A 26,096-nucleotide genomic window follows, 5' to 3' on the forward strand; every position below is an offset into this window, starting at 1 on the left:
TTTACGCCTCCATTAATAATAGTTGCGGCTCACTTAATAAACGTTTTAAATGATTTAAAGCGTTTTGTGCAGTCGCTCCATCGATCATTCGATGATCAAAGCTCAATGATAATGCTAACACATGTGCTGCTACAATTTCACCATTTTTTATTACTGGTTTCTCTGAAATACGACCAATTCCTAAGATCGCCACTTCAGGATGGTTAATTACCGGTGTGAACCATTGTCCACCAGCTGAACCGATATTTGAAATTGACATTGACGCACCCTTCATTTCATGCGGTGCTAGCTTACCATCACGTGCTTTTACAGCCAATTCATTAATTTCCTGTGATAAGCCAAATACAGATTTACGGTCAGCATGCTTAAGAACAGGAACTAATAAACCTCTTTCTGTGTCAGCTGCAATACCAATATTATAGTAATGTTTTTGAATAATTTCTTGTGTTGCATCATCCAGTGAACGGTTAAATTCAGGATATTTACGCAAAGTCGAGATTAAAGCTTTCACAACGTACGGTAAAAACGTTAATTTAACACCTTGCTCTGCTGCAATATCTTTGAATTGCTTACGGTGTGCAACAAGTTCTGTTACGTCCACTTCATCCATTAACGTTACGTGCGGAGCCGTATGTTTTGAATGAACCATCGCTTTTGCAATTGCCTTGCGGATACCGCTCATTTTTTCGCGTGTTTCAGGGAATTCCCCTTCAAGCGCAACTGGAGCAGCTTGTTTTGTTGCTGCTTGTTTTTCTTCTGCTTGTGTCTCTTTCACTTCTTCTGTTTCAGAAGCAGACTGTTGACCTCCATTTAGGAAGCTTTCAATATCTTCTTTAAGCACACGGCCATTTTTGCCTGTGCCAGAAACTTGCTGAATCTCGACACCTTTTTCACGAGCATACTTACGGACAGAAGGCATTGCGATAATGCGTTTGCCTGAAGTTTCTGATTCAGATGGTGATGCAGCTTTTTCCGTTTCAGCTGGAGCTTCCGGCTGAGCAGTGTCTGCATTTTTATCCGATTTAGTTTCTTCTTTTTTCACATCCTGGCCAGCCTCAGCAGTAGACTGTACTTGTGCTTCTGTTTTATTTGATTCATTTGATTCGTGGTGGTCATCACCTTTTAGTTTTAAATCTTCATAGCCTGGTGCATCAAAGCGGATTAAGGCATCCCCGACAATCGCCACCGTTCCTTCTTCTACGAAAATTTCTTCTACTGTACCATCAACTGGTGACGGAATTTCTACGACTGCTTTATCATTTTGAACTTCTGCTAAAATATCGTCTTCTTTTACTTGATCGCCAGGTTTAACGAACCATTTGACGATTTCACCTTCATGAATACCTTCTCCGATATCTGGTAAACGAAACGTAAATGCCATTTATCTCACCCTCAATTCTTAGAATGTTAAGACTTTCTTTGCAGTTTCCATTACATTTTTATACGTCGGTAACCATACACCTTCTGCTTGCGGGAATGAATAGATTGTATCTGGTGCAGCTACACGTAATACCGGCGCTTCCAATGATAGAATCGCACGTTCTGTAATTTCTGCGACAACATTTGCCGCAATACCTGCCTGCTTTTGAGCTTCCTGAACAACAATTGCGCGGCCTGTTTTTTCAACAGATGCAATAATTGTTTCGATATCTAACGGCTGAATTGTACGTAAATCGATTACTTCTACTGAGTAGCCTTCTTTCTCCAACTCTTCTGCCGCTTTTAGACTTTCGTGTACCATTAAGCCGTAAGCAATGATAGAAAGGTCTTTTCCTTCACGCTTCACATCTGCTTTACCCAATTCAATTGTATATGACTCCTCCGGAACTTCTTCACGGAATGAACGGTAAAGTTTTAAATGCTCTAGGAAAATAACCGGATTATCGTCACGAATAGAAGCTATTAGCAATCCTTTTGCATCATACGGTGTTGATGGAACGACTACTTTTAATCCAGGTGATTGAGCCATTAACCCTTCTAATGAATCCGAGTGCATTTCCGGTGTATGAACACCACCGCCAAATGGGGAACGGATTGTTACTGGTGCATTATACGTACCGCCTGAACGGTATTTCATACGCGCCATTTGCCCGCTGATTGAATCCATTACTTCGAATACGAAGCCGAAAAATTGAATTTCAGGTACTGGACGGTATCCAGTTAACGCTAAACCAATTGCTAAACCACCGATTCCTGATTCTGCAAGTGGCGTATCAAATACACGATCAACGCCGAATTCTTTTTGAAGACCTTCTGTTGCGCGGAAAACCCCGCCGTTTACACCAACGTCTTCACCGAATACTAAAACGTTCTCGTCATTTTTTAATTCGCAACGTAATGCATCTGTAATTGCTTGAATCATTGTCATTTGTGCCATGGCTTATTTCGACTCCTTCTCTTTATAAATCGCATACTGTTCTTTTAAGTTCGCCGGCATTTCTCCAGCGTACATATTTTCCATTAATTCCGTAACTTTTTGTTTTGGTGCTTGATCTGCTTGTTTAATCGCATCTTTAATCTCTTCTTTAGCACGTTCGATTACTGCTTCTTCTTTTTGCTCATCCCATAGACCTTTTCCTTCAAGGAATGTGCGGAAGCGTACTAATGGATCTTTCGCAGCCCACTCATTGTCGATATCTGTAGTACGGTAACGTGTCGGGTCATCCCCCGCCATCGTATGAGGCCCATATCGGTAACACATTGTTTCGATTAAAGTCGGCCCTTCACCGCGAACTGCACGGTCACGCGCATCCTTTGTTGCTGCATATACTGCTAATGGGTCCATTCCATCTACCAATATACTTGGAATACCTGCTGCTATACCTTTTTGTGCAATTGTTTTAGCGGCCGTCTGTAATTCACGTGGTGTCGAAATTGCATATTGGTTGTTTTGTACGATGAAAATCGCCGGAGATTTGAAAGCACCTGCAAAGTTAATACCTTCGTAGAAATCCCCTTGTGATGAACCACCATCACCTGTATAAGTAATCGCAACTGTTTTTGAACCACGTTTTTGTAAACCAAGTGCTACACCCGCTGTTTGGATATATTGTGCACCAATAATAATTTGTGGTGCCAATACATTAACGCCTTCCGGTACTTGGTTACCGATGAAGTGGCCGCGGCTGAATAAAAATGCTTTCCATAATGGTAAACCGTGCATAACGATTTGTGGCACATCACGGTAACCCGGCAAAATCCAGTCTTCTTTTTCCAGCGCATAATGCGAAGCTAACTGAGAAGCTTCCTGACCCGCAGTCGGTGCATAGAAACCTAGGCGTCCTTGACGATTTAACGAAATCGAACGTTGATCTAAAATACGTACGTATACCATACGTTCCATCAATTCAACTAATTGCTCGTCTGTTAAGTCCGGCATTGCCGCTTCGTTTACTATTTCACCCTGCTCGTTTAAAATTTGGAACATCTCAAACTTACTTTCAATATCCTGTAACGTTCCAGCTGGGTCCAATTGATTTTTCATTTTTTCTGCCATTGTTTACATCCCCTTTGAACTGTATTAAAAAAAATTCGTTTTTTACTAGTACAACGTTTCTATATCCCGAGTATAAAGAATAAAATTCTATCGGTCAATCATTGTTTATCATCTTAATTAAAGATTTTTCCTCACATTCGGCCAAACTAATACAGTTACATTACCTGTATCACACTTGAATCACCTCTGTACTATAATAGAAAAAACAGCCTATAAATATTGTTATTTAATTTATAACTCCTTATCATATATTCATTCCCTTATAATGAATTGTTAAATCGGAATTTATGATAATTTTCTTTTCGAGAAGGTTTTTTCTTACTTCGATTCCGGAGAGTCGTGTATACTTACACATATAAGTTTGAACTGAAAGGAAGTTTCACATGATTTTAATGGAACATATTATCCGTGAAGGACACCCTACTTTACGCACCCGCGCGGAGGAAGTAACTTTTCCGTTATCAGCAGAAGATCGAAAGCTCGCAGATGATATGCTGCAATATTTAATTAATAGCCAAAATCCTGAAATTGCTGAAAAATATAATTTACGCGGCGGCATCGGCTTAGCTGCAAACCAGGTAAACAGTTTAAAACGCATGTTTGCACTGCATTTGGAAGATGAAAATGGTGAACTGATCAGCTTTGTGGCGGTTAACCCTAAAATTGTAAGCCATTCTGTTGAACAGACTTATATAACAAGTGGTGAGGGCTGCTTATCTGTAGACCGCGCCATTCCTGGTTATGTCTATCGCTATGCACGTATCACTGTGAAATTTATGACAGTGGACGGAGAAGAAAAGAAAATGCGTTTATCTGGTCTTCCTGCAATCGCATTCCAGCACGAATTAGATCATTTAAACGGAGTTATGTTTTACGATCGTATCGATGAAAAAGACCCGTTTGTCCAATTAGAAAACAGTATTCCATTCGGAAGAGACTGACTTCTGCAGATCCCGTTTTCGTTAGTAGCGAAAATGGGGTCTTTTTTTGACCTGTTACTATAGAAGAAAGTAGCCACAGCTTTTAAAAGTTCAAATAAAATTGCAACTGTTCTAATATCCTTTTAACCTTTCTAATAAAATTAAAATTTTCTAATATACGTGCCAATTGTTCTAAAACGGCAGCTACATATTCTAAAATCCTTTCTCTACTTTCTAATATCTACTTCCAATCTTCCAATAACCATTCACATTGTTCTAATAAAATCACCTCCATCTTTCAATACAAAAAAAAAACGCTGCGAAAAAATCTTTTCACAACGCTTTTTCTAACCTGCCTATATCAATTTCAATTTGTTCATTGCGTCAGCTAAACCGTCATTATCCACATGTCCTGCAATCATTGAAGCTACTTCCTTCGCTCGTTCATGTCCATTTTCCATTGCTACACTATAGCCAAACTCTGAAAGCATCTCAATATCATTTAATCCATCGCCAAATGTAATAACATCCTCTACCGGCACATCAATATGTTCCAGCAATTTTCGAATGCCGTTTGCCTTTGAACCACCGTCCGGCAGCACATCGCAAGAGAAAGGGTGCCAACGGATAAATTGGACTTTAGGGAATTGCTGTTCATATATCGGCTGCTCTTTTTCTTCTATAAATAAGAGTGTTTGATACACCGGTGTATGCAAATAGTATTGCGGATCAATTTGCGGATATGGATATTGAAGTGTTGCTAAACTGCTTTCCACACTTTCATAATCGCTTTCGCTAGCGATCATTTCCTTTTCATTCAGGAAAACTAACGGATGATTTCGCTGTGCACCAAATTCCAGGATTTCCGTTAATGTTTCATTGTCGATTTGATCTGTATAAACGACTTCACCTTTATAAACAACATATTGCCCGTTAAATGTCACATATGTATCGATTTGCAGTTCTTCCATTATATCTTTTATCATGAATGGTGCTCGTCCCGTTGCAATCGCAATTTCGTGACCATTTTCTCGTGCTTTAAATATAGCATCCTTTGCTGAAGCAGGTAATTTTTTATCTGAATTGTATAGTGTGCCGTCTACATCAAAAAATAATATTTTCTTCAATTTATAACACTCCTTTAATTTTATAGCCCTTTACAAAAATCTGAATATTTAGTATAATGAGTGTGAGGAGTGATGACCTATGTTAAAGCGTCTCAAAAAGAAATGGCGGAAACGATTAAATGGCATCCTCGGAAAAAAATTAATTGCCTAACACTTCATTTACAATGGCACGCCCGATTATAGGACGTGCCATTTTTTTTGATTCGTGATCACGTTGATGTTGACGAAATTTGAATGGCTTTTCTTTATTTTAAAGGAGTCCCGTGATAATATAAAGGAAATGCATTTTTCTACAAGTTAGAAGTGCAGTAATAATGTTCGTACTTAAAGGAGAGTAACTATGATTTACAAAGTCTATTATCAAGAAAACATTTCTGAGATTCCAGTTCGCGAAAACACAAAAACACTTTATTTAGAGGCGTCATCTGAACGTGAAGTACGTCACTATTTAAAAGACCGTAACTACAATATTGAACTTGTTCAACTTCTAGAAGGCAACTATTTAGAATATGAACAAAATAGCCCGAATTTCCGTCTGGAGAACGCTTAACAGTTATGAAATTCGTTAAGAATGATCAAGCGGCTGTATTCGCACTCGGCGGACTGGGCGAAATCGGCAAAAACACATATGCAGTACAATTCCAAGATGAAATCATACTAATAGATGCAGGTATTAAGTTCCCTGAAGACGATTTACTTGGCATTGACTATGTAATTCCAGACTATACGTATTTAGTTCGAAACGTAGACAAAATCAAAGGCTTATTTATAACACATGGTCACGAAGATCATATCGGTGGTATTCCTTATTTATTACGTCAAGTTAACATTCCTGTATACGGCGGGAAACTTGCACTAGGTCTACTTCGCAACAAATTAGAAGAGCATGGCTTATTACGTACAACAAAACTGATTGAATTTAAAGAGAATGATGTCATTAAATTCCGTAAAACAGCTGTTAGCTTCTTCCGTACAACACATAGTATTCCAGATGCATATGGTATTGTCATCAAGACACCACCGGGTAATATTGTGCATACTGGTGACTTTAAGTTTGACTTTACTCCAGTAGGCGAGCCTGCTAACTTGACGAAAATGGCGGAAATCGGCCGTGATGGCGTCCTTTGTTTACTATCGGATAGTACAAATGCCGAAAAGCCTGATTTTACAATGTCTGAACGTACAGTCGGGAAAAGCATTGACGAAATTTTCCGTAAAGTTGACGGACGTATTATTTTTGCAACATTCGCTTCAAATATCCACCGTTTACAACAGGCAACTGATGCAGCTGTGAAATATGGTCGTAAAGTTGCTGTGTTCGGTCGTTCAATGGATAATGCGATTACAATCGGCCGTGAATTAGGCTATATTACAGCACCTAAAGAAACATTTGTTGATATACAAAGCTTAAACCGTTTACCTGCAAATGAAGTGATGATTTTATGTACCGGTTCTCAAGGTGAACCAATGGCTGCATTATCACGTATTGCTAACGGTACACACCGTCAGATTCAAATCCAGCCTGGTGATACAGTTGTCTTCTCATCTTCTCCGGTTCCTGGTAACACGATGAGCGTAAACAAAATCATCAACTTATTATTCCGCGCTGGTGCAGAAGTTATCCATGGCGCATTAAATAATATCCATACTTCAGGTCACGGTTCTCAACAAGAACAAAAGCTTATGCTTCGTTTAATGAAACCGAAATTCTTTATGCCGATTCACGGTGAATACCGCATGTTGAAAATTCATACTGAATTAGCTGAAGCTTGTGAAGTTCCATTGGAAAACTCATTCGTTATGGAAAATGGAGATGTTCTTGCGTTAAGTGCAAATGAAGCACATGTTGCAGGGCGCATTCCTTCAGGCGATGTGTATATCGATGGAAACGGAATCGGGGATATCGGCAATATCGTATTACGCGACCGTCGAATTCTTTCCGAAGAAGGTTTAGTCATCGTAGTTGTAAGTGTCGATATGGCTAAAAACAAAATTGTTTCTGGTCCGGATATTATTTCTCGTGGATTTGTGTATATGCGTGAATCGGGCATGATGATTAATGAAGCACAAAAAATGCTGAACCATCATTTAAACAGCACGATTCAGGAAAAAGATACACAATGGAATGATTTGAAAAATGAAATTACCGATGTATTAGGCCCATATTTATATGAAAAAACGAAACGTCGTCCAATGATTTTACCGATCATTATGGAAGTATAAAACGGGACTAGTCCTCAATATAAAAAATCCATCATTTTGCTTTCGCAAGATGATGGATTTTTAGTTATATCAAATTTATTATCGTCAATAACGGTCTAACTTACTTCTGAATAACCTTCTTCACAAATCGGTTAATGTCGACATCTGCGCCGATAATAAGGAGGACATCCCCTACTTGAATGCGCTCTGTTGCATTTGGAGAAATCATAATTTCCTCTCCGCGCGTAATGCCGACGATATTCAAGCCGTATTTTGCACGTACATCGAGTTCAATGAGCGACTGGCCGGCAATACTTTCGTTTGCCTTAACTTCCATGATGGAATGTTCACCCGAAATCTCCAAATAGTCCAGAACACTATTTGACATCATGTTATTGGCGATCCGGATTCCCATATCACGTTCAGGGTGCACAACAAAGTCCGCACCGATTTTCAGCAATACTTTTTCATGGTAGTCGTTTTGCGCCTTCACTGTAATTTGCGGAACGCCGAGCTCTTTTAAAATAAGCGTCGTTAAAATACTCGACTGGATATCTTCTCCAATGGCTACAATGACATGTTCGAAATTCCATAAACCGAGTGATTTGATCGTTTCCTCTTCTGTCGTATCTGCTACTACAGCCTGTGTGGCAATCCGGGCATATTCATCGACACGTTCACTATCAGTATCAATGGCCATTACATTGGCCCCCTGTTTAACGAGTTCACGTACAATACTTCCTCCAAAACGACCAAGACCTATTACTACAAATTCTTTTTTCATACTATTCTCCTCCGAACATCCAGTTGCCACTAGTTTAACGCATACATTCAGTTATTGTCATTAAATTATGCGTTCTATTTTCTGTTGCAATAATTTCAATGCAAAATAGCCCGCCTTAAAAAAGCGCAATTGCTGCTGTTGATCAAATATATAGAATGCAGGTACAAATTTGTTTCCAAACCTGTCGCTTATTTTTAGTTCATTATCCAGATAAACAGGGTATATTATATCCAGTTGCTTTATTTTCTCTTTTACAAGGGTTTCCGAATAGTCCTCTTTCTCTCTGGGCATATGGATTGCGTGAACCGTTAACCGATCCCCGAATATACGTTCCAGTTCCTTCAAGTTCTTTATAGACTGGGCACATTCCGAACAGCTCATTGACCAAAAATACACCAATGTTGCTTTAGCACTTTCCTCGTAAGTATTTTTCCGATTTAATATTCTTGTCGCGCCACTTAACGATGGCATTAATGTGCGAATCCTCAATTATACTCACCTCGTTGTAACATATGTATTGACGGTTTTATCGGTACCACAAAAATTATCCCTTACGTATTTCCATACATATTTGGCTTAGACCCTTGAAAATACAGCGATATTATGTATAATTATTAATGCTTTCGTAAACTTAAAGTAATGTAAAAGTAAACTTCCTTACTCAAGGTTTATCAACAGTAAACTATTTGAGAACTAAAATAAAGGGTGTGACTATATGCAAATTGGTTCAAAAATTAAAGCCTTGCGCATAAAAAAGGGGTTAACCCAGGAAGAGCTCGGAGAACGTACCGATTTATCGAAGGGCTATATTTCTCAACTTGAGCGAGACTTAAATTCCCCTTCCATCGAAACATTGTTTAACTTACTGGAAGTTCTCGGGTGTACACCACGAGACTTTTTTGATGATACGCAAGAAAATGAAAAAATTGTTTTCACAAAAGATGATCAAACATGCTTTATTGATCAGGATAAAAAATATGAAATTGAATGGCTTATTCCTACTTCTAACGAGAAAGAAATGGAGCCTGTTTTCATTACATTGCAAAAAGATGCAGAATTTAAAGCATTTGAGCCGTCACTGGCAGAGACCTTCATCTATGTGCAAAATGGACGAATTCGAGTCGTTTTGGGCAATGATGAATACATAGCAAGTGAAGGTGATGCCGTATATTACGAAGCATCTTCCAACCATCAAATTTTCAATGCGCACAGTGGCATAACAAAATTGCTCCTTGTCGCGACACAATCATATTTATAAATTAGGAGGATGCAAAATGGATAACACAATTATTCGCTTTGAAAATGTCACAAAATCATATGATGACGGAACAGTAGTATTAAAAAATATTAACTTTGAATTGGAACGAGGCAAGTTCTACACATTACTCGGACCATCAGGGTGTGGGAAGACGACAATTTTACGTATTATCGCTGGGTTTACCGATGCTTCTACGGGGGATGTTTTCTTCAACGGAAAACGAATTAATGATGTGCCTGCAAATGAACGCCAAGTAAACACAGTATTTCAGGATTATGCGCTCTTCCCTCACTTGAATGTTTTTGAAAATGTAGCATTCGGCTTACGTATCAAAAAAGTGAAAGAAGCTGAAGTGAAGGAACGTGTGCAGGAAGCACTGAAGTTTGTTAACTTGGCAGGCTACGGCAGCCGCGAAATTTCGGAAATGTCTGGTGGTCAGCGTCAGCGTGTTGCGATTGCCCGTGCGATTGTAAATGATCCGGATGTAATTTTACTCGATGAGCCTTTATCTGCACTTGATTTAAAATTGCGTACAGAAATGCAGTATGAGCTTCGCGAACTGCAGCAGCGTCTTGGCAAAACATTTATATTTGTTACACATGACCAGGAAGAAGCGCTTGCGATGAGTGATGAAATATTTGTTCTTTCTCAAGGTGAAATTAAACAATCCGGTACACCTGTTGATATTTATGATGAGCCAATCAACCGTTTTGTTGCGGACTTTATCGGTGAATCCAATATTGTGGACGGAATCATGATTGAAGATTACCGTGTTAAATTTGCCGGAAAAGAGTTTGAATGTGTCGATGCAGGGATGAAGCCGAATGAAAAAATCGATATTGTCATTCGTCCTGAAGACTTGGAAATAACAACACCTGAAAACGGCAAGCTGATCGTAACAGTAGATACACAGTTATTCCGTGGCGTGCACTACGAATTATCGACATATGATAAAGACGGCAATGAATGGCTTGTCCATTCATTGAAAAAAGCGGAAGTTGGAGCGGAAATTGGGCTGGACTTTGATCCGGAAGCAATTCACGTAATGCGTTTAAACGAAACGGAAGAAGATTTTGATAAACGTCTGGAAGCGTATGGGGATGAAGAACATGAATAAAACAGCTAAAGGACCGTTAATCCCCTACGTATTTTGGATAATTTTATTCGTTATCGCACCAATTGCGTTAATCGTCTATTATTCTGTTCTTGATTTGAACGGGAACTTTACATTGGCCAACTATGCGAAGTTCTTTACACCGGTTTATTTGAAAATGACATTGAGCAGTTTCTGGTATGCGTTTTTAATTACATTATTCACATTATTATTTGCCTACCCTACTGCTTACTTACTGACAAAAACGAAGCATAAACAGCTATGGCTTATGCTGATTATTATCCCTTCTTGGATTAACCTGCTGTTAAAAACATACGCATTTATCGGCATTTTCGGTTTATACGGTCCGATCAATGCACTGATCGAAGTGTTTGGTTTTGATCCAAAGCAAATTTTATTTACAGACTTTAGTTTCGTATTTGTATCGGTCTATATTTTCATTCCGTTTATGATTATTCCGATTTTCAACTCATTGGATAAAATGAATCCTTCACTTATTTATGCTTCACGTGACTTAGGGGCAAATGCATGGACAACTTTCCGCCGTGTCATTTTCCCGCTGACAATCGACGGCGTAAAATCAGGTATTCAAGTAACGTTCATTCCGGCACTGTCACTGTTTATGATTACACGTTTAATCGCCGGAAACCAGGTCATTACTTTAGGGACGGCGATCGAGCAACAATTCCTCGTTTCTCAAAACTGGGGTATGGGTTCGACAATTGCCGTGTTCTTAATTTTATTCATGGTGCTCACAATGCTGTTCACGAAACAAAAATCTAAAGGAGGACGTGTCTGATGAAAAAGTTGTCCGCTATGTCGAAAGTATATTTACTTTTCGTATTCGCGATCCTTTACGCACCCATATTTTATTTAATTTTCTACTCCTTTAATAGTGGCGGCAGCATGAATAATTTCGAATCATTCACACTTGAGCACTATGCGGCTGTATTTGATGATTCACGATTAATTATTATTTTGCTGAATACAGTACTCGTTGCCCTTTTATCAGGTTTAATTGCAACGATTATCGGAACGCTCGGGGCAGTCGGTATTGTTTCATTGAAAGACAAAAAGATGCGCAATACGTTGCTTTCGTTAAATAATGTTTTGATTGTTTCACCTGACGTTGTCATCGGTGCAAGCTTCTTAATTTTATTTACGATGATCGGTGTAAAACTAGGATTCGCTTCTGTACTTGTATCGCATATTGCGTTCAGTGTACCGATCGTTGTACTCATGGTTTTACCTAAATTGCTTGAAATGAACACTTCCCTAATTGATGCTGCACGAGATTTAGGTGCAACTAAACGCGATGTATTAACACGTGTTATTTTACCGTATATTTCACCAGGGATTTTTGCCGGATTCTTTATGGCGTTGACTTATTCTCTAGATGATTTCGCGGTTACATTTTTCGTAACAGGAAATGGCTTCAGTACATTATCTGTAGAAATTTACTCAATGGCCCGTGCCGGCATTTCGTTAACAATCAATGCCATTTCCGGGTTAGTATTTGCGGTAACGGTATTAATAGTAATCGGTTACTACTTTATTAACAAACGTTCAAAATCAGTAGCAACGGGGGGACAACGATGAGAGAATTAGTACAAGCAACGGCTGCCATTGTCATTGTATGTGCCCTACTGTTTTTTACAGTTGACCGTATGCAATCAGCTGGTTCTGCAGGAAGTAAAGATACATTAACAGTTTATAACTGGGGTGAATATATCGACCCGGAATTGATCGATAAGTTTGAAGAAGAAACAGGAATTAAAGTAACATATGAAACATTTGATTCAAATGAAGCGATGTTGACGAAAGTACAGCAAGGCGGCTCTGCATATGATATTGCGGTCCCTTCTGAATATACAATCGAATCGATGAAGGAAGATGACCTGCTCATTCCGATTAATCACGATTTAGTGCCCAATCTGAAAAATATTAATGCAGACTTTATGGATCTGCCGTTCGATCCGGGCAATGAATACTCCATTCCTTATTTCTGGGGAACAGTTGGGGTTGTCTATAATCCGAATTTAATCGAAGACCATTTAACATTCGAAACTTGGGAAGACTTATGGGATCCTTCATTAAAACGAAAAGTATTTCTAGTTGATGGTTCACGTGAAGTAATTGGGATGGGACTGAACTCAATCGGCGAATCGCTTAATGTGAAAGATGAAGATTTATTGCGTGAAGCGACAGATCACTTAATTGAGCTTTCACCAAATATAAAAGCGATTATAGGCGATGAGATTACTCCGCTTATGATAAACAATGAAGCATCTGTAGCATTAACATTCTCCGGTCAGGCCGCAGATATGATGTGGGAAAATGAAGAATTGGAGTTTGCCGTACCGCAAGAAGGCTCTAACTTATGGTTTGATAATATGGTCATTCCAAAAACTTCACAAAATATTGAAGGTGCCCATAAATTTATCAACTTTATGCTTGATCCTGAAAATGCTGCGCAAAACGCGGACTATGTCGGCTATTCAACACCGAATGAAGCCGCATGGGAACTCATGGACGAAGAAGTTATTAACGACGAACGTTTCTATCCGTCACATGACCAACGTGAAACATTGGAAGTTTACGAAAACCTTGGCCTTGAATGGTTAGGTAAATATAACGAATACTTCCTTGAATTTAAGATGAGTTTGAGATAGAACAAAAGCGTGACCAAAATTTTTGGTCACGCTTTTTTATAGCTTATGTATGATACGCTTATCGATTTGATTGTTTCGTTCATCCCACATTGTATGAATTTCAAATGTCCCTGGCTCAAAGAATAAATCGAAGCGCACTTGAATGTCTTCCTGCATCGGGTAATTCTTGGCTTCGCTTATTTTTACCCACTCCAGCTCCCCTTCATTGCAGGAGCCTAAAACTTCGCCCGTAAAATGATCCGTCCAATAGTTATAAATAATAAAATGATCGTGCAGTTCCGGATTTGTATAATGGGAGATTCCTTTAAACGCTAAAGACTGTACATCCAGCCCCGTCTCTTCTTTTACTTCCCGGATTGCCCCTTCAGCAAAGCCTTCAGGAAAGTCCACTTTACCTCCCGGTGGAATATAGCCTTTGAAATGATCATGCTGGCGGTTGAGCAATAACACTCGATCCTCTTTTTGTATCATTACTACAGTCCAAAATTTATAATTCATCCATACCTCCCCTTTCACATGCCCCTAATTCCGGACATGATATATGGTATTACTGATTGAATATAGGTTTCCGGTTCAACTTCTTCACCGCTTCTTTTCCACTCCACAGAAGCTCCGTATATCCCCCAGCTCAACATGATTGCTGTAAGCTTTAATGCTTGCACATCTTCATTGGCACACTGTTTAAGGAGCATTTGATAAAAAATAATTTCAAGCTGTTCCCTGATAATTCGAGCAATCGTATCTTCATACCCCCGATGGCAGCGAGTAGATAGTGACATTTGGAAACCGGTAATCACTTTGAAAATACTGCTTAATACTTCTTCATTTAATTCACTGCTTTTGTACGTATCACAATCTAAATTAACTAACAGTACTTCTGATAATGATTTATCCAACAGATCATAAATATCTTCAAAATGATAATAGAAAGTGGCACGGTTAATCATAGCTTCAGCTGTAATATCCTTCACCGTTATATCCTTAAATTCCTTCTGACTTGAAAGTTCTATAAAAGCATCCATGATCAGTTTACGTGTACGGCGTATTCTAGGGTCTACTTTTACTTCCTTCATTGTTATCCCTCCTACTTTTTATACAGATTGCCGAATGTGTTGAATATACAACATATCTCCGGAACTATTGGTATTCAATGTATTGAGTATCTTTTACAATTCATTATAGAACAAAGATATCACTTGAGGGAGGAATAGACAGTGAAAAAAAATAATATGGTTTGCGATTTAGAGACAGGGGTTTGTGGTGTTGTCCAAGAAAATGAATTGGAACTAATTGATTTTAACAAAACAGAAAGATCCGTTGATCTTTATTATGTAACGGACCCTATTTGCTCACATTGCTGGGCAATTGAACCTGTAATCGGCCGTTTTGTGAAACAGTACGGGAAACATTTCAACTTCCATACAGTAATGGGCGGCTTACTGGAAAAATGGCATGATGGACCAATTGATCGTGCAAACGGTATATATAAGCCAGCTGACGTTGCAGGGCATTGGCGTGAAGTAGGCCAGTATTCAAGAATGCCGATTGATGGATCTTTAATGGTGGACAATCCTGTTCAATCATCCTATCCGCCATCTCATGTTTTTAAAATACTTCAGAAAAATTATAACGAGAAAATCGCATCTGAATATTTGCGTCGTGCAAGAGAAGCCCTTTTTGTATTTAACGAGAATATTTCTGAAAGGTCCGTTTTAGTGGAGCTTGTCAATCAGGTTGGCCTTGATGGTGAAATAATTGTAAGCGAAGCAGAGCAACCGATGGGACAACAATTATTAAATGAAGATTTTGACCTTGTTAAAACACTCGGTGTTAGAGGATTCCCAACGATCATCATAGTGAATAAGGAAAATAAAGGAGTTAAAATTGTTGGTGGTCAGCCATTACAGGCGTATATTGACGGCTTAAAACAAGTTATTAATACAGAAGAACTTCGACCAGCAGAACAGCCATCCTTACTAGCGTTTCTAGAAACAGAAAAAATGATATTTTCTAAAGAAATTGAAGTGATGTACGATTTAGATAAATCGGATGTTCATTCTTTTATTGAACAGCAACTTTCTGCAGATCAATACGAGTTAAAAGAAATTCTTGGCGAAACATATTTAGTTGCATCGAATAAATAAATTAATTCGGAATAGTGAACCCCCTGCACAAATGAATTATGTGCAGGGGGTTTACTCGTAATCATAAAATGGGAATTATATTCGGTATGAATAAATGCAATTTCAAAAATTTTAGAGTATGATATTCATTATAAATATATATTTCTATTATCGAATTATCTAAAAGGAAGGCTGGCATTATATGACAGAAAAATCCAATAAGTTAGCGCTTTATTTATTAATGTTTAATATGTTCATTACAATGGGCGGTATCGGGATTATTGTTCCTGTTATGCCTTCCTATTTACAAGTATTTGGTGTCGGTGGGCAGGTGCTGGGCTTCTTAGTTGCAGGCTTCGCACTCGCACAGTTCTTATTTTCTCCGATTGCAGGAGACTTATCCGACCGTCACGGACGAAAAATGTTTATTATTTGCGGGCTAATTGTCTATGGTTCTGCGCAAATATTATTCGGTCTCGCTTCGGAAGTATGGATATTGTTTTTAGCGAGATTTTTAAGCGGAACAGGTGCGGCATTTATTATGGCTCCGATAATGGCATTTGTAGCTGATATTACGACGTATGAAGAACGTGGAAAAGGGATGGGCATGATCGGTGCTGCGATGTCTTTAGGCTTTATGGTCGGTCCGGGTATCGGCGGATTTCTAGCTGAAGTCAACCTGACGTTTCCTTTCTATTTAGCGGGGATCGTAGCATATATTGCAGCCATTTTATCTGCCATCTACTTACCTAATATAAAAAATGTTCGTGAGGTTATCGCACCAAGGGAAAAATTGGCAAGGCAATTGGCCAAGTCCGTGAAGACATCTTATTTTGTCTTTTTAATCATCGTCTTTACATTCAGTTTTGGTATTTCCAATTTCCAAGCAACTTTAACACTTTATTTAGACCATAAATTCGGTTATTCTCCATCAGAAATCGCCATAATTTTAACAGTCGGAGGGTTTGCGGGGGTAGTGCTGCAAATGTTTGTCGTGAACAAATTGTTTAAACGCTTCGGGGAAATGAAGGTTATTTTAGTCAACTTATTGTTGGCGGCCGCAATGATGCTGCTCGTTATTTACATTAGTGGCTTCTTCATCATTTTAGTTGTCGCTACACTGTTCTCGATTGCCACAACATTTATACGTCCTGCAGTAAATACGCTCATTTCTAAGCTTGCTGGTAATGAGCAAGGCTTTGCTGCCGGTATGAACAACGCTTATATGAGTCTTGGTAATATGTTTGGTCCAGCACTTGCCGGTGTACTATTTGACTGGAACCCTGATTCGCCATACATTTTAGGTACTTGTGTACTTGTCGGCTGCTTCATGCTTGCCTATTCATGGACAGTCAAAAAAGCACCCCATTTAATGAAAGCTGCTTCTTAAAAATCAAAAAGAGGGTGGGACATAACCCAAAATTGCCATTTTTCTCTGAGAGAAAAATGGCAATTTTTTGATGAGCTTAAAAATTGATTTCCATTTCGGGACGCTTTCCGCGGGCGTGGCCTGAGCCTGTAGTCTCAGGCGTCACGCTATTCCCGCAGGAGTCGCCCTCCATTCCAATCAATTTTATAAAATATCCGTTCCTTAATAAAGATTATATACTTATTTAATGGAATTTCTACTTCTGTCCCAACCTCTTTTCATATGTTAAACAAGTTGGCGGATAAATTGTTCGACGAAGCGGCAATTAAGGGGAATGAGCGACTCATCCGGTGCCATTTTTGCATGGTGGAGGCCGTAGCTGGAATTGGCTCCTGTCCAGAACATAGCACCTGGCAAGTCCTTAATGAAATAGCCAAAATCTTCCCCTGTCATTGCAGCAGGACATTCATAAGCGGTTGTCCCGTCAAACTGTTCAGCAAACTCCAGAAGCGCATTGGCACGATTCGCATTATTATTTACCTCATAATACATCGAGCCGTAATCGATTGCGATAGCGCATTCAAATGCGGCTTCAATGCCTTTACAGATTGCTTCAATACGTCGTTTTACCTCTGCCATCGCCTGTGCATTCAACGTCCGAATGGTACCTTCAAGACGCGCATTTTCCGCGATGACATTTTGAACCGTACCGGAAGTCATTTTCCCGATTGTAATGACCGCACTATCCAATGGATCAACATTCCGGCTAATAATTGTTTGCAGCTGCATAACTAAATTGGCTGCTGCAATGGTCATATCTCTCGTTTTATGTGGATAGGCTGCATGTCCGCCAATCCCTTTCAAGTCAATAAACAGCTCGGAAGTATTGGCGAACAGCAGTCCTGGTCTCGTTGCGATCGTACCTACCGGATATTCCGGGGCAATATGCAATGCATAAATCTCATCTGCTACAAGATGTGGCTGTTCTTCTTTTAGCCATTCCAGCATCGGCTCTGCTCCACCCGGACCTTCTTCGGCTGGCTGAAAGTAGACAACGACATTGTGAACAGGCGGCTGTTTTGAAAACGTCTCGACAAGGCCAAGCGCAATGGCCATATGACAATCATGACCACAAGCGTGCATAAACCCGGCAACTTCCGATTCAAATGGGAGTTCCGTCTCTTCTTGTACAGGAAGCGCGTCTATATCTGTACGCCAACCGATCAACTTTGACGGATTCGTGCCTTTTATCAATACAACAATACCTGTTTTCCAAGTCGTTATTTGCAAATGCTGCTGATCAAGATTTGATATGAATTGGAGTAAATAGCTTTGTGTTTTAAATTCATTAAAGCCTACTTCAGGAATTTTATGTAGGTCTCGTCTTACTTCAATAAGATGCCTCATGTCGTTCCCGCCTTTTTATAGATTACGCAATGAATCGATAATTTCTGTTTTCGACTTTGTTTTTTCATCCAATACTTTAATTTGACGAGCTGGTACGCCTGCAACGACTGTATATGGCTCAACATCTTTAATAACGATTGCTCCGGCCGCTACTACCGCGCCTTTACCAATGCGAACACCTTCCAATACAACAGCATTTGCACCGATGACAACATCATCTTCCACAACAACCGGCAACGCACTCGGTGGTTCAACTACACCTGCAAGAACCGTCCCTGCACCAATATGGCAATTTTCTCCTACTGTTGCACGACCACCTAATACCGCGCCCATATCAATCATTGATTTTGCACCAATTTCAGCACCAATATTAATAATGGCACCCATCATAATGACTGCATTGTCACCGATTGTAACTTGATCACGGATAATCGCACCTGGCTCGATTCGCGCATTTACTTTTTTTGTATCCAAAAGCGGTACACCTGAATGACGGCGATCACTTTCTACTACATAGTCTTCAATAAGATCTGCATATTTTTTCAACGATGCTTCAATTTCCGACCATTCGCCAAACACTACCGCATTATTACCTTCACCAAACACTTTGCTTTCGGTACCAAATGATAAATCCGCAACACCAATTCCCTTTACATAAACTTTTACTGGTGTAACCTTTTTCGCTTCTGAAATAAAATCAATAATTTGCTGTGCATTTAACTTTTCCATATGACACCCCGCTGCGTGTTAGATTTTTTAACATGAATAATTGTACTAAATTTTCAGTAATATTAAAACTATTTTTTAGTTCGTTTCGCTTGAATAATCATACAGACAGCGTGCATGGTCCTGTACTAAATCGACAAAAGCCTCCACTTGGCGTAATTCGAATGTTGATTCATATCCGATCAGCCATGTATCCCGTGTTAGTCCATCGTCGTTTCCATTATTCGCCAATGGTATTTTATGAACATTTTCCTCACCGTTTAGCGTAATGGATGGTAAAATCGCATATCCGATACCATTTACCGCCATCTGCTTGCATGTCTCAATTTGATCCACAATAATTTGGTGTCTTGGATTGTAGTTAAAATGACGTTGCCACCACTGCTGAATTTCCTGATAATAATTCGAATCACTTTTAAATTGGATAAATGGACGGTCTGATGTCAATATATCTTCCATATCCTGAATTTCTTTATCAACTAAATACATTGTATCGCGGAACAAATGAATTTTCTTCCCCTTCCATTCTGCCTGCCCGCGGACGATGCCAATATGCGCTTCCCCATCATACAGGGCTTTAATGATTTCCGAGCTCCATCCAGTAATTAAAGATATTTTCGTATCCGGATATTTTGTTACATAGTCTTTTAATACTTTCGGAAGCCAATTTTGACCGACAATTGATGCACAGGCAATTTTCAATGTGCCGTGCACTTTTGTATTTAACGAATGAATCGTTTCAAAAATTTCTTCACGCTTCACAAGCAAATCGTTCGAATATTGAATGACCAGTTCACCCGCGGGAGTTGGTGTTAATCCTTTCTGGGAACGAATAAACAATTGTACGCCCCACTCTTTTTCGATTGATTGAAGTCGCTGTGACAGTGCCGGCTGCGTTAAAAAAAGGCGCTCTGCCGCTTTTCGCATATTTCCTTCCTCTGCCAACACTTTAATAATTTCTGCTTCTGTTATTGTCACTGACAATCCTCCCTTTCCGACCGAACGGTTAAAAAAACGACAAAATCCCTTTAGGACTTTGTCGACTTTTATTTTAAGCGTTGTGTTGGTAAATATATTTCTTTAATTGTTTTAAAATAATTCTTCGCGTCATAATACCGACAAATGTGCCTTCTTCATCGACTACACATAAAAAGGCATGGTTAATTACTAGATCGAGTGCACGTTGGAATGTATCCGTAATTTTTAAATATACAACTTCCTGATTCATGACCTCATCCACACGAATGTCTGCTAATCTATCATATTCAATTCGCTCTAAGCCTAAAATAGACTCCGTTATCATTTTGGTACTTAACAAACCTTTTAAACGATACTTGACATCAAGTACAGGAATAGAAGAATACCCCGTTTTTGTTAAAACTAATAATGCATGTTCAGCGTTATTTCCACTTTGTACATGGGCTACCTTCTCAGATGAAATAATAAAATCTTTTATAGGCATATCTAGTAAAGCTCTGTTGTTCGTTGAAATCATGACATTCTACTCCTTTATCCCGCTAATAACGGGCAGCACCATACAAAAAAAGCCGAAACTTACTGCCGTTATTCTTTGCTCTGTCATTCGACAAAACAGTTTCTCTAATCTCTATAATACCATATCGAGCATTTTTCTGACTATGAAAGGCGCCTATGATTGCAAAAGAAAAAGCATAATAAGACGAGAAAATTCGTCCCATTATGCATTAATTTCAGTAACCCCTTGCCCAATAATAAAAAATTATGATACCCGTAAATGTGCCAAAAACTGCATACGATAAAATGATCGGATTAAGAAGGAAAGGATGCTCCTGAATTTCTTCAGGCACTTCCGAATCACGTTCCTGACCGCTGTCCTCTATATTATGTCCAACACGTACCGTTAGATAATAACCTATAAAACATAGTAGGATGACAACAAAAATTGTTGGATAAAGCCAAATTCCGATTGCAATCGCCTCCTTTAAACAGTTAGCGATAGTATGCAGCAATAATTTGGAATTTATTCTTTTTTGATATCATTTGACAAAGTTAGAACGGATGCTGATTTAGCCATTGTCCGCCATCTAAGGTAATACATTCCCCGTTTAAATAGCTAGCCTTATCCGATAGCATAAATGCAGCTAGATCAGCTATTTCCTCAGGTGTGCCAAGACGCTTTAACGGAACAGAATCCAATGTGCGTTTCGCTTGTTCTTCTGATTCCCATAGTTTGTCTGCTCCGCCTGTACGCTCAATTGGCCCTGGTGCAACGGCATTTACGCGAATGCCATATTGACCGCCCCATTCAACCGCAAGCGAACGTGTCAACGAGAGCACGCCGGCTTTCGCAGCAGCTGAATGAATGACACCTGCTCCTGCGCCCCAAGCGTATGTAGCTACCATATTGATAATCGAACCTTTTATGCCGTTTTCTATCCAATAGCGACCAATTGCAGAAGTACAATAAAATGTTCCATTCAATACAATATCAATAACGGCCTTCCATCCATTCGGCGACAATTTTTCTGCATGCACTAAAAAGTTCCCTGCCGCATTGTTCACTAAGCCATCTACTTGACCAAATTTTTCAGCTGCATATGCAACCATTGCCTGAGCATGTTCCGGTTCGCGGACATCCATTTGAAATGTTTCGATTGAAGACCCAAATTCCTCGATTTCCTTCTTTGCATTGGCCAAACGCTCTAAGTCACGCCCGGTAATGACAACATTTGCTCCTTCTTTCACGAACTGCTTTGCCATACCAAGCCCCATCCCGCTAGAGCCGCCTGTAATAATAATCGTTTTGCCTTGTAACATTCCATACATCCCCTTTGCATATAAAATGAACAGCCATTCATAAATAGAGTTTACTATAACAGGAGGGAAATAAATACTAAAATATAAAATATTTCTCACTTACACGGAATTTCAACTGATTTTATAGTGTTTTTTCTTTTTCAAAGGGAATGGAGTGAGCGATAATCACAGTTCTTTATTCTAATATCCTACACAATTGTTCTAATAAAATCCGACAGTCCCTAGCCAAGCTCTAGGCAAAATTAAAAAGCTATGAACATTTCGTCCATAGCTTTAATTTTTCTACTATTCTTCAATAATCGGACCGAGTGATTCAGCTAAAAAGATTTCCTGACTGTTGATTCGAAGATCACTTTGATGGCCTTCTTTATAGTGGTATTTTCCATTGGAATCCTGAATGCGCACTTTTTGATTATCTTTAATTTGGAGCAGCATAATACGCTTGATCCGGTATTTTATTTCCGGTGAATAAATGGGAAATAGTATCTCCACACGTTTAATCATATTCCGGGTCATCATATCTGCAGAAGATAAGTATAGATTATCCTCCCCGTTATGATGGAACCAGAAAATCCGGGAATGCTCCAGGAAACGGCCAACAATGCTCAAAACAGTTATATTTTCTGAAATCCCCGGGATGCCTGGACGCAGACAGCAAATACCACGAATAATCAGCTCGATTTTAACCCCTGCAATCGACGCTTCATACAGTTTCATCATTAATTCCTTGTCGGTTAAGGAATTCATTTTTGCCCGGATAAACCCGTTTCCATATTTTTTATGTAACGCAATTTCCTTATCGATTAAATCTAGGAATTCATCCCGAATATCAAAAGGCGCGACTACAATATGATGAAATTCAGGTTTTTCAGTATAACCGCTTAAATAATTAAAGAAGTTTGTCGCATCAATTCCGAATTCCTTATGCGATGTAATAATCCCCATATCCGTATAAATCTTTGCCGTAGCATCATTGTAATTGCCCGTCCCCAAATGAACAAAGCGTTCAATTTTCCCATTGCGTCGGCGCACAACTAGTGTAATTTTCGAATGGGTTTTTAAATTATTCATCCCATAAATGACGAGGCAACCTGCTTGTTCAAGCTGTTTCGCCCAATGCACATTATTTTCCTCATCAAAGCGTGCTTTTAACTCTACTAAAACCGTCACCTGTTTCCCATTCTCCGCCGCCTGCTTTAAAGCTTGAATAATCGGCGAATTTCCGCTTACCCTGTATAGCGTTTGCTTAATGGCCAAAACGCTCGGATCTTCTGCTGCTTCTGCAATAAAATCAACAATCGGTCCAAATGATTCGTAAGGATGATGGACAAATATATCTTGGGTTAACGCTTTTTCAAAAATATTTTCATCCGACTGTAAATCATGAGGCGGCTGCGGAATAAAACTTTCATATTCCAAATGTTCCCGCCCTACGGAAATCTCTTTGACAAAACCGAACATTGCCGTTAAGTCGAGCGGGCCATCAATTTTGAAAACATCGGACTCTCCCAGTTCAAATTCATTTAGTAAATAATCCAGCACGTCGTCATTCATCTCACCGTCTCGCACTTCCAAACGTGAACCGACGCCCCATTTGCGCTTTTTCAGCTCCTTTTCAATTTCAACTAACAGGTCTTGGGCACCTTCCTCATGAATGGTCAAATCTGCATTTCTCGTTAACCGGAAAGCTTGTGTCGATTTCACTTTATAACCTAAAAATAAACGGTCGATATTACTTGAAATGACATCTTCCAATAATACAAACAACGTTTCCTTGCTTTTTGATGGTATTTTAATAAAACGATTCAATACAGAAGGCACTTGAACAATTGCGACCTTATCCATAGTATTTTCTAAATCCTCATTGCTGTTTTCCAGCATGACAAATAAATTGAGTGTACGGCCTAATAATGTAGGAAACGGACGGTAGGCATCGACCGCAACAGGTGTAAGGACAGGAAAAATCGTTTCTTCAAAAAATTCGTTAATATAACTTTTTTCTTGCTCATTCAGCATTTTCAAATCAAGTATATGCACGCTTTCTTTCGGTAAAAGTTCATGCACTAAATGGCGATATACTTCTGTTTGGCGTCTTACTAATGCTTGAGTACGTTCAGCAATTTTAGCAAGCTGCTCTTTCGGTGTTAAACCCGATTTATTTTCGGGTTTATGATAGCCAGCACGAATTTGGTCTTGCAAACCCGCAACCCGGACCATAAAAAATTCATCCAAATTGGAACTGAATATTGCCAAAAATTTCATCCGTTCCAACAATGGGTTATTTGTATCTTCCGCTTCTTCCAATACCCGTTCATTAAAAGCGAGCCAGCTCAGTTCACGGTTATTGTAGTACTGGGGCTTTGCGATTTCCTCAAGCAGCTCGTTGCTGTAACTTATACTATTTTCGAATTCCTCATGTTCCGGATCAAAAAACGGATCCTTTTCCATATTCATTGTCATATCAACCCTGCCTTTCTTCGTTGAACTTAAGTTTTACCTCGCCTTTGAAAACACGTTCAATATGCTTTTTTTGTTTTTCTGCCTGAGCCAGTTCCGCTATTGCCCGTTCAGAAGTCAGTACTTCTATTTGAAAATGATTGTTTACTTTTTCAAGCGCAATATTTTTTACAACATTGCGCTTTGTCATATTTAAGGCGTAAACAAATTTTAAAATTGCGCCAAAATCACGCAGCTTTTTGAATTCTTCTTTTGAAATCCATGAATCGAATGGTCGTGCGAAACGCAAAAAGTAGTCACGATTTTTATACGATGCCAGCAGTGCCAGTTTAACCCGGTCAATATGGGACAAGCCCGGTATTGATTGATTGGAAATTAAATAAAATGTATGCTGGCTGGAGGAATCCAGCTCAATATATTCTCCGATTCCATAAACTTTTGCGGCTTTCTTTAATAGCTGTAAATCTACTTCACTATATTCAAATAGCTTTAAATTAATGCAGCCCCGGTATAGCTGCTCTGTCAAAGATTCAAGTGTTTGTACTTCTTCCTCCGTACGTCCGTAAGCTAATGCAAGCTGCCGGCCACTTTCTTCAAAAACATTGTATTTATCATAGGCCTGGGGATTCCCTTGTAAGACACGGCTAATAATGAGCCCTTCCCGCAACCCTTTTTTACTGACCTGGAAAGAATTCGAATTTACAGTAGACAGAAGCGCCATAAATACTTCCAATGCCGGAACGATAATATCTGCCCGGTCTGACGAAAGACCATCTAGCTGCCTCAAACTGTCGTACGAAAATTCCGTCAAATAGTCGCGCAGTTGTTGTAAGTCGCTCACAGTCATTTCGTATTGATGAACACCCGATAGCGGATAGCCTACTTTTTGCTGATGAACTTGGGCGATATTGCGTGCACTTCCTCCAATTGCAATAACCGGTAATCCTACATCAACTATCCATTTTAGTGAGGAAAATTGTTCCTTTACAAACGTACGCAGCTTTTCACGTTCGATTTTATCAATAATCGGACCGCTTACAAACTTTTGCTTTAAGGAAACCGTACCGAATGGAAAACTGATTGTTTTTTGGAGTTTTTTATTGATGAATAATGTAATTTCAGTTGAACCACCGCCAATATCTATCGTTACTGCAGACGGGGTATCCATTGAATGGGCTACTGCAACAAAGCCGTAGTATGCCTCTTCTTCTTCCGTTAAAATATCAATCAGAATACCTGTTTCTTCTTTCATACGAGCGATGATTTTATCATTATTGATCGCTTGTCGTACGGCAGCAGTTGCGGCCGCTTTTACGTCTGTTACATGATAGTCCGCCAATATTAAGCGGAACGATCTTAACGTCTCACCAAGTAGCTGAATGCCCTCTTCGGACATTTCTCCGTTTGGCAATAAGTATGTGCGCAGGCGTGCAACGGTTTTAATATTTCCAAATTCCTTTAGCCCTTCGTTTTTATTATAGGAATATAGTACAAGTCGAATCGTGTTAGAACCAATATCAATGATGGCTGTCTTAATTTTTTTCATAATACGCTTCACTTCCTTCTGAATACCTGTGTATTCGATTACACTCTTTTAAGCGCCTTCAAGAAAATTTGCATAATACATCATTTCATTTTCAATTTA

The 26,096-nt window shown here is 39.3% G+C and carries 26 protein-coding genes; 10 read left to right on the forward strand and 16 right to left on the reverse strand.

The annotated features are described in order from the left end of the window. Position 1: 1 nt before the first annotated feature. From CBM15_RS01825 to pdhA, 3 genes are read right to left on the reverse strand one after another with little or no spacing between them, the layout of a single operon-like run. Positions 2-1,381: a dihydrolipoamide acetyltransferase family protein gene (locus CBM15_RS01825; protein WP_008403466.1), complete on the reverse strand. Its 1,380-nt coding sequence runs from the start codon at positions 1,379-1,381 to the stop codon at positions 2-4. Positions 1,382-1,399: 18 nt separating this feature from the next. Beyond that, positions 1,400-2,377, reverse strand: coding sequence for an alpha-ketoacid dehydrogenase subunit beta (locus tag CBM15_RS01830; RefSeq protein WP_008403467.1), 978 nt, complete (start codon positions 2,375-2,377; stop codon positions 1,400-1,402). Between the two features lie 3 nt (positions 2,378-2,380). Continuing rightward, positions 2,381-3,496: a pyruvate dehydrogenase (acetyl-transferring) E1 component subunit alpha gene (gene pdhA / locus CBM15_RS01835; RefSeq protein ID WP_008403469.1), complete on the reverse strand. Its 1,116-nt coding sequence runs from the start codon at positions 3,494-3,496 to the stop codon at positions 2,381-2,383. Positions 3,497-3,879: 383 nt separating this feature from the next. On the opposite strand from pdhA, the gene def reads away from it, so the two are divergent. After that, positions 3,880-4,437, forward strand: a complete 558-nt coding sequence (def, locus tag CBM15_RS01840; protein WP_008403471.1) for a peptide deformylase — start codon at positions 3,880-3,882, stop codon at positions 4,435-4,437. A gap of 335 nt (positions 4,438-4,772) precedes the next feature. Here def and CBM15_RS01845 read toward each other — a convergent pair whose 3' ends face one another. Beyond that, entirely contained in the window at positions 4,773-5,543 is a 771-nt protein-coding gene (locus CBM15_RS01845) for a Cof-type HAD-IIB family hydrolase (protein WP_087615516.1), read from the reverse strand. Between the two features lie 340 nt (positions 5,544-5,883). Between CBM15_RS01845 and CBM15_RS01850 the strand changes: the two genes are divergently transcribed. After that, positions 5,884-6,093: a DNA-dependent RNA polymerase subunit epsilon gene (locus CBM15_RS01850; protein WP_008403475.1), complete on the forward strand. Its 210-nt coding sequence runs from the start codon at positions 5,884-5,886 to the stop codon at positions 6,091-6,093. Positions 6,094-6,098: 5 nt separating this feature from the next. Continuing rightward, a complete protein-coding gene (gene rnjA, locus CBM15_RS01855) occupies positions 6,099-7,766 on the forward strand; it encodes a ribonuclease J1 (RefSeq protein ID WP_008403476.1) in 1,668 nt (555 codons plus the stop codon). Positions 7,767-7,866: 100 nt separating this feature from the next. Here rnjA and CBM15_RS01860 read toward each other — a convergent pair whose 3' ends face one another. Both CBM15_RS01860 and CBM15_RS01865 read right to left on the reverse strand, forming a co-directional pair. Next, on the reverse strand, positions 7,867-8,529 hold the full coding sequence (locus CBM15_RS01860; RefSeq protein ID WP_008403478.1) for a potassium channel family protein: 663 nt from the start codon (positions 8,527-8,529) through the stop codon (positions 7,867-7,869). Positions 8,530-8,589: 60 nt separating this feature from the next. Then, positions 8,590-9,018: a TlpA family protein disulfide reductase gene (locus tag CBM15_RS01865; RefSeq protein WP_039966277.1), complete on the reverse strand. Its 429-nt coding sequence runs from the start codon at positions 9,016-9,018 to the stop codon at positions 8,590-8,592. Positions 9,019-9,244: 226 nt separating this feature from the next. On the opposite strand from CBM15_RS01865, the gene CBM15_RS01870 reads away from it, so the two are divergent. From CBM15_RS01870 to CBM15_RS01890, 5 genes are read left to right on the forward strand one after another with little or no spacing between them, the layout of a single operon-like run. Then, on the forward strand, positions 9,245-9,787 hold the full coding sequence (locus CBM15_RS01870) for a helix-turn-helix domain-containing protein (protein WP_008403480.1): 543 nt from the start codon (positions 9,245-9,247) through the stop codon (positions 9,785-9,787). 16 nt (positions 9,788-9,803) lie between these two features. Continuing rightward, positions 9,804-10,904, forward strand: coding sequence for an ABC transporter ATP-binding protein (locus tag CBM15_RS01875; RefSeq protein ID WP_008403481.1), 1,101 nt, complete (start codon positions 9,804-9,806; stop codon positions 10,902-10,904). Beyond that, on the forward strand, positions 10,897-11,700 hold the full coding sequence (locus CBM15_RS01880; RefSeq protein ID WP_014824570.1) for an ABC transporter permease: 804 nt from the start codon (positions 10,897-10,899) through the stop codon (positions 11,698-11,700). Before CBM15_RS01875 ends, CBM15_RS01880 begins: the two co-directional genes overlap by 8 nt. Beyond that, positions 11,700-12,500, forward strand: a complete 801-nt coding sequence (locus tag CBM15_RS01885; RefSeq protein ID WP_014824571.1) for an ABC transporter permease — start codon at positions 11,700-11,702, stop codon at positions 12,498-12,500. Before CBM15_RS01880 ends, CBM15_RS01885 begins: the two co-directional genes overlap by 1 nt. Then, positions 12,497-13,573, forward strand: coding sequence for an ABC transporter substrate-binding protein (locus CBM15_RS01890; protein WP_087615517.1), 1,077 nt, complete (start codon positions 12,497-12,499; stop codon positions 13,571-13,573). Before CBM15_RS01885 ends, CBM15_RS01890 begins: the two co-directional genes overlap by 4 nt. A 36-nt stretch (positions 13,574-13,609) precedes the next feature. Here CBM15_RS01890 and CBM15_RS01895 read toward each other — a convergent pair whose 3' ends face one another. Then, the gene (locus tag CBM15_RS01895; protein WP_087615518.1) at positions 13,610-14,071 is read right to left on the reverse strand and encodes an 8-oxo-dGTP diphosphatase; all 462 of its coding nucleotides are present in this window, start codon (positions 14,069-14,071) and stop codon (positions 13,610-13,612) included. A gap of 14 nt (positions 14,072-14,085) precedes the next feature. Then, complete coding sequence (locus CBM15_RS01900; protein ID WP_087615519.1) at positions 14,086-14,646, reverse strand: TetR family transcriptional regulator; 561 nt, start codon at positions 14,644-14,646, stop codon at positions 14,086-14,088. Positions 14,647-14,787: 141 nt separating this feature from the next. On the opposite strand from CBM15_RS01900, the gene CBM15_RS01905 reads away from it, so the two are divergent. Both CBM15_RS01905 and CBM15_RS01910 read left to right on the forward strand, forming a co-directional pair. Next, positions 14,788-15,717: a DsbA family protein gene (locus tag CBM15_RS01905; protein WP_087615520.1), complete on the forward strand. Its 930-nt coding sequence runs from the start codon at positions 14,788-14,790 to the stop codon at positions 15,715-15,717. A 181-nt stretch (positions 15,718-15,898) separates the two neighbouring features. Beyond that, a complete protein-coding gene (locus CBM15_RS01910; protein WP_087615521.1) occupies positions 15,899-17,086 on the forward strand; it encodes an MFS transporter in 1,188 nt (395 codons plus the stop codon). A gap of 264 nt (positions 17,087-17,350) precedes the next feature. Here CBM15_RS01910 and CBM15_RS01915 read toward each other — a convergent pair whose 3' ends face one another. The 8 genes from CBM15_RS01915 to CBM15_RS01950 form a co-directional block, all read right to left on the reverse strand. Further along, positions 17,351-18,472, reverse strand: coding sequence for an N-acetyldiaminopimelate deacetylase (locus CBM15_RS01915; protein ID WP_087615522.1), 1,122 nt, complete (start codon positions 18,470-18,472; stop codon positions 17,351-17,353). Between the two features lie 15 nt (positions 18,473-18,487). Then, positions 18,488-19,201, reverse strand: coding sequence for a 2,3,4,5-tetrahydropyridine-2,6-dicarboxylate N-acetyltransferase (gene dapD, locus CBM15_RS01920; protein ID WP_008403496.1), 714 nt, complete (start codon positions 19,199-19,201; stop codon positions 18,488-18,490). 75 nt (positions 19,202-19,276) lie between these two features. After that, positions 19,277-20,176 carry a LysR family transcriptional regulator gene (locus CBM15_RS01925; RefSeq protein WP_087615523.1) on the reverse strand — a complete coding sequence of 300 codons (900 nt, stop codon included), beginning with the start codon at positions 20,174-20,176 and terminating at the stop codon, positions 19,277-19,279. 73 nt (positions 20,177-20,249) lie between these two features. Next, positions 20,250-20,693, reverse strand: a complete 444-nt coding sequence (gene cbpB / locus CBM15_RS01930; RefSeq protein ID WP_008403498.1) for a cyclic-di-AMP-binding protein CbpB — start codon at positions 20,691-20,693, stop codon at positions 20,250-20,252. Positions 20,694-20,907: 214 nt separating this feature from the next. After that, the gene (locus CBM15_RS01935; RefSeq protein WP_008403499.1) at positions 20,908-21,186 is read right to left on the reverse strand and encodes a hypothetical protein; all 279 of its coding nucleotides are present in this window, start codon (positions 21,184-21,186) and stop codon (positions 20,908-20,910) included. 40 nt (positions 21,187-21,226) lie between these two features. Further along, positions 21,227-21,994, reverse strand: coding sequence for a 2,4-dienoyl-CoA reductase (gene fadH, locus CBM15_RS01940; RefSeq protein WP_087615524.1), 768 nt, complete (start codon positions 21,992-21,994; stop codon positions 21,227-21,229). A 285-nt stretch (positions 21,995-22,279) separates the two neighbouring features. Beyond that, on the reverse strand, positions 22,280-24,454 hold the full coding sequence (locus tag CBM15_RS01945; RefSeq protein ID WP_087615525.1) for an RNA degradosome polyphosphate kinase: 2,175 nt from the start codon (positions 24,452-24,454) through the stop codon (positions 22,280-22,282). Between the two features lies 1 nt (position 24,455). Beyond that, on the reverse strand, positions 24,456-25,997 hold the full coding sequence (locus tag CBM15_RS01950) for a Ppx/GppA family phosphatase (protein ID WP_087615526.1): 1,542 nt from the start codon (positions 25,995-25,997) through the stop codon (positions 24,456-24,458). Positions 25,998-26,096 lie beyond the last annotated feature (99 nt).

The sequence above is a fragment of the Solibacillus kalamii genome (assembly GCF_002174535.1).
Classification (GTDB): domain Bacteria; phylum Bacillota; class Bacilli; order Bacillales_A; family Planococcaceae; genus Solibacillus; species Solibacillus silvestris.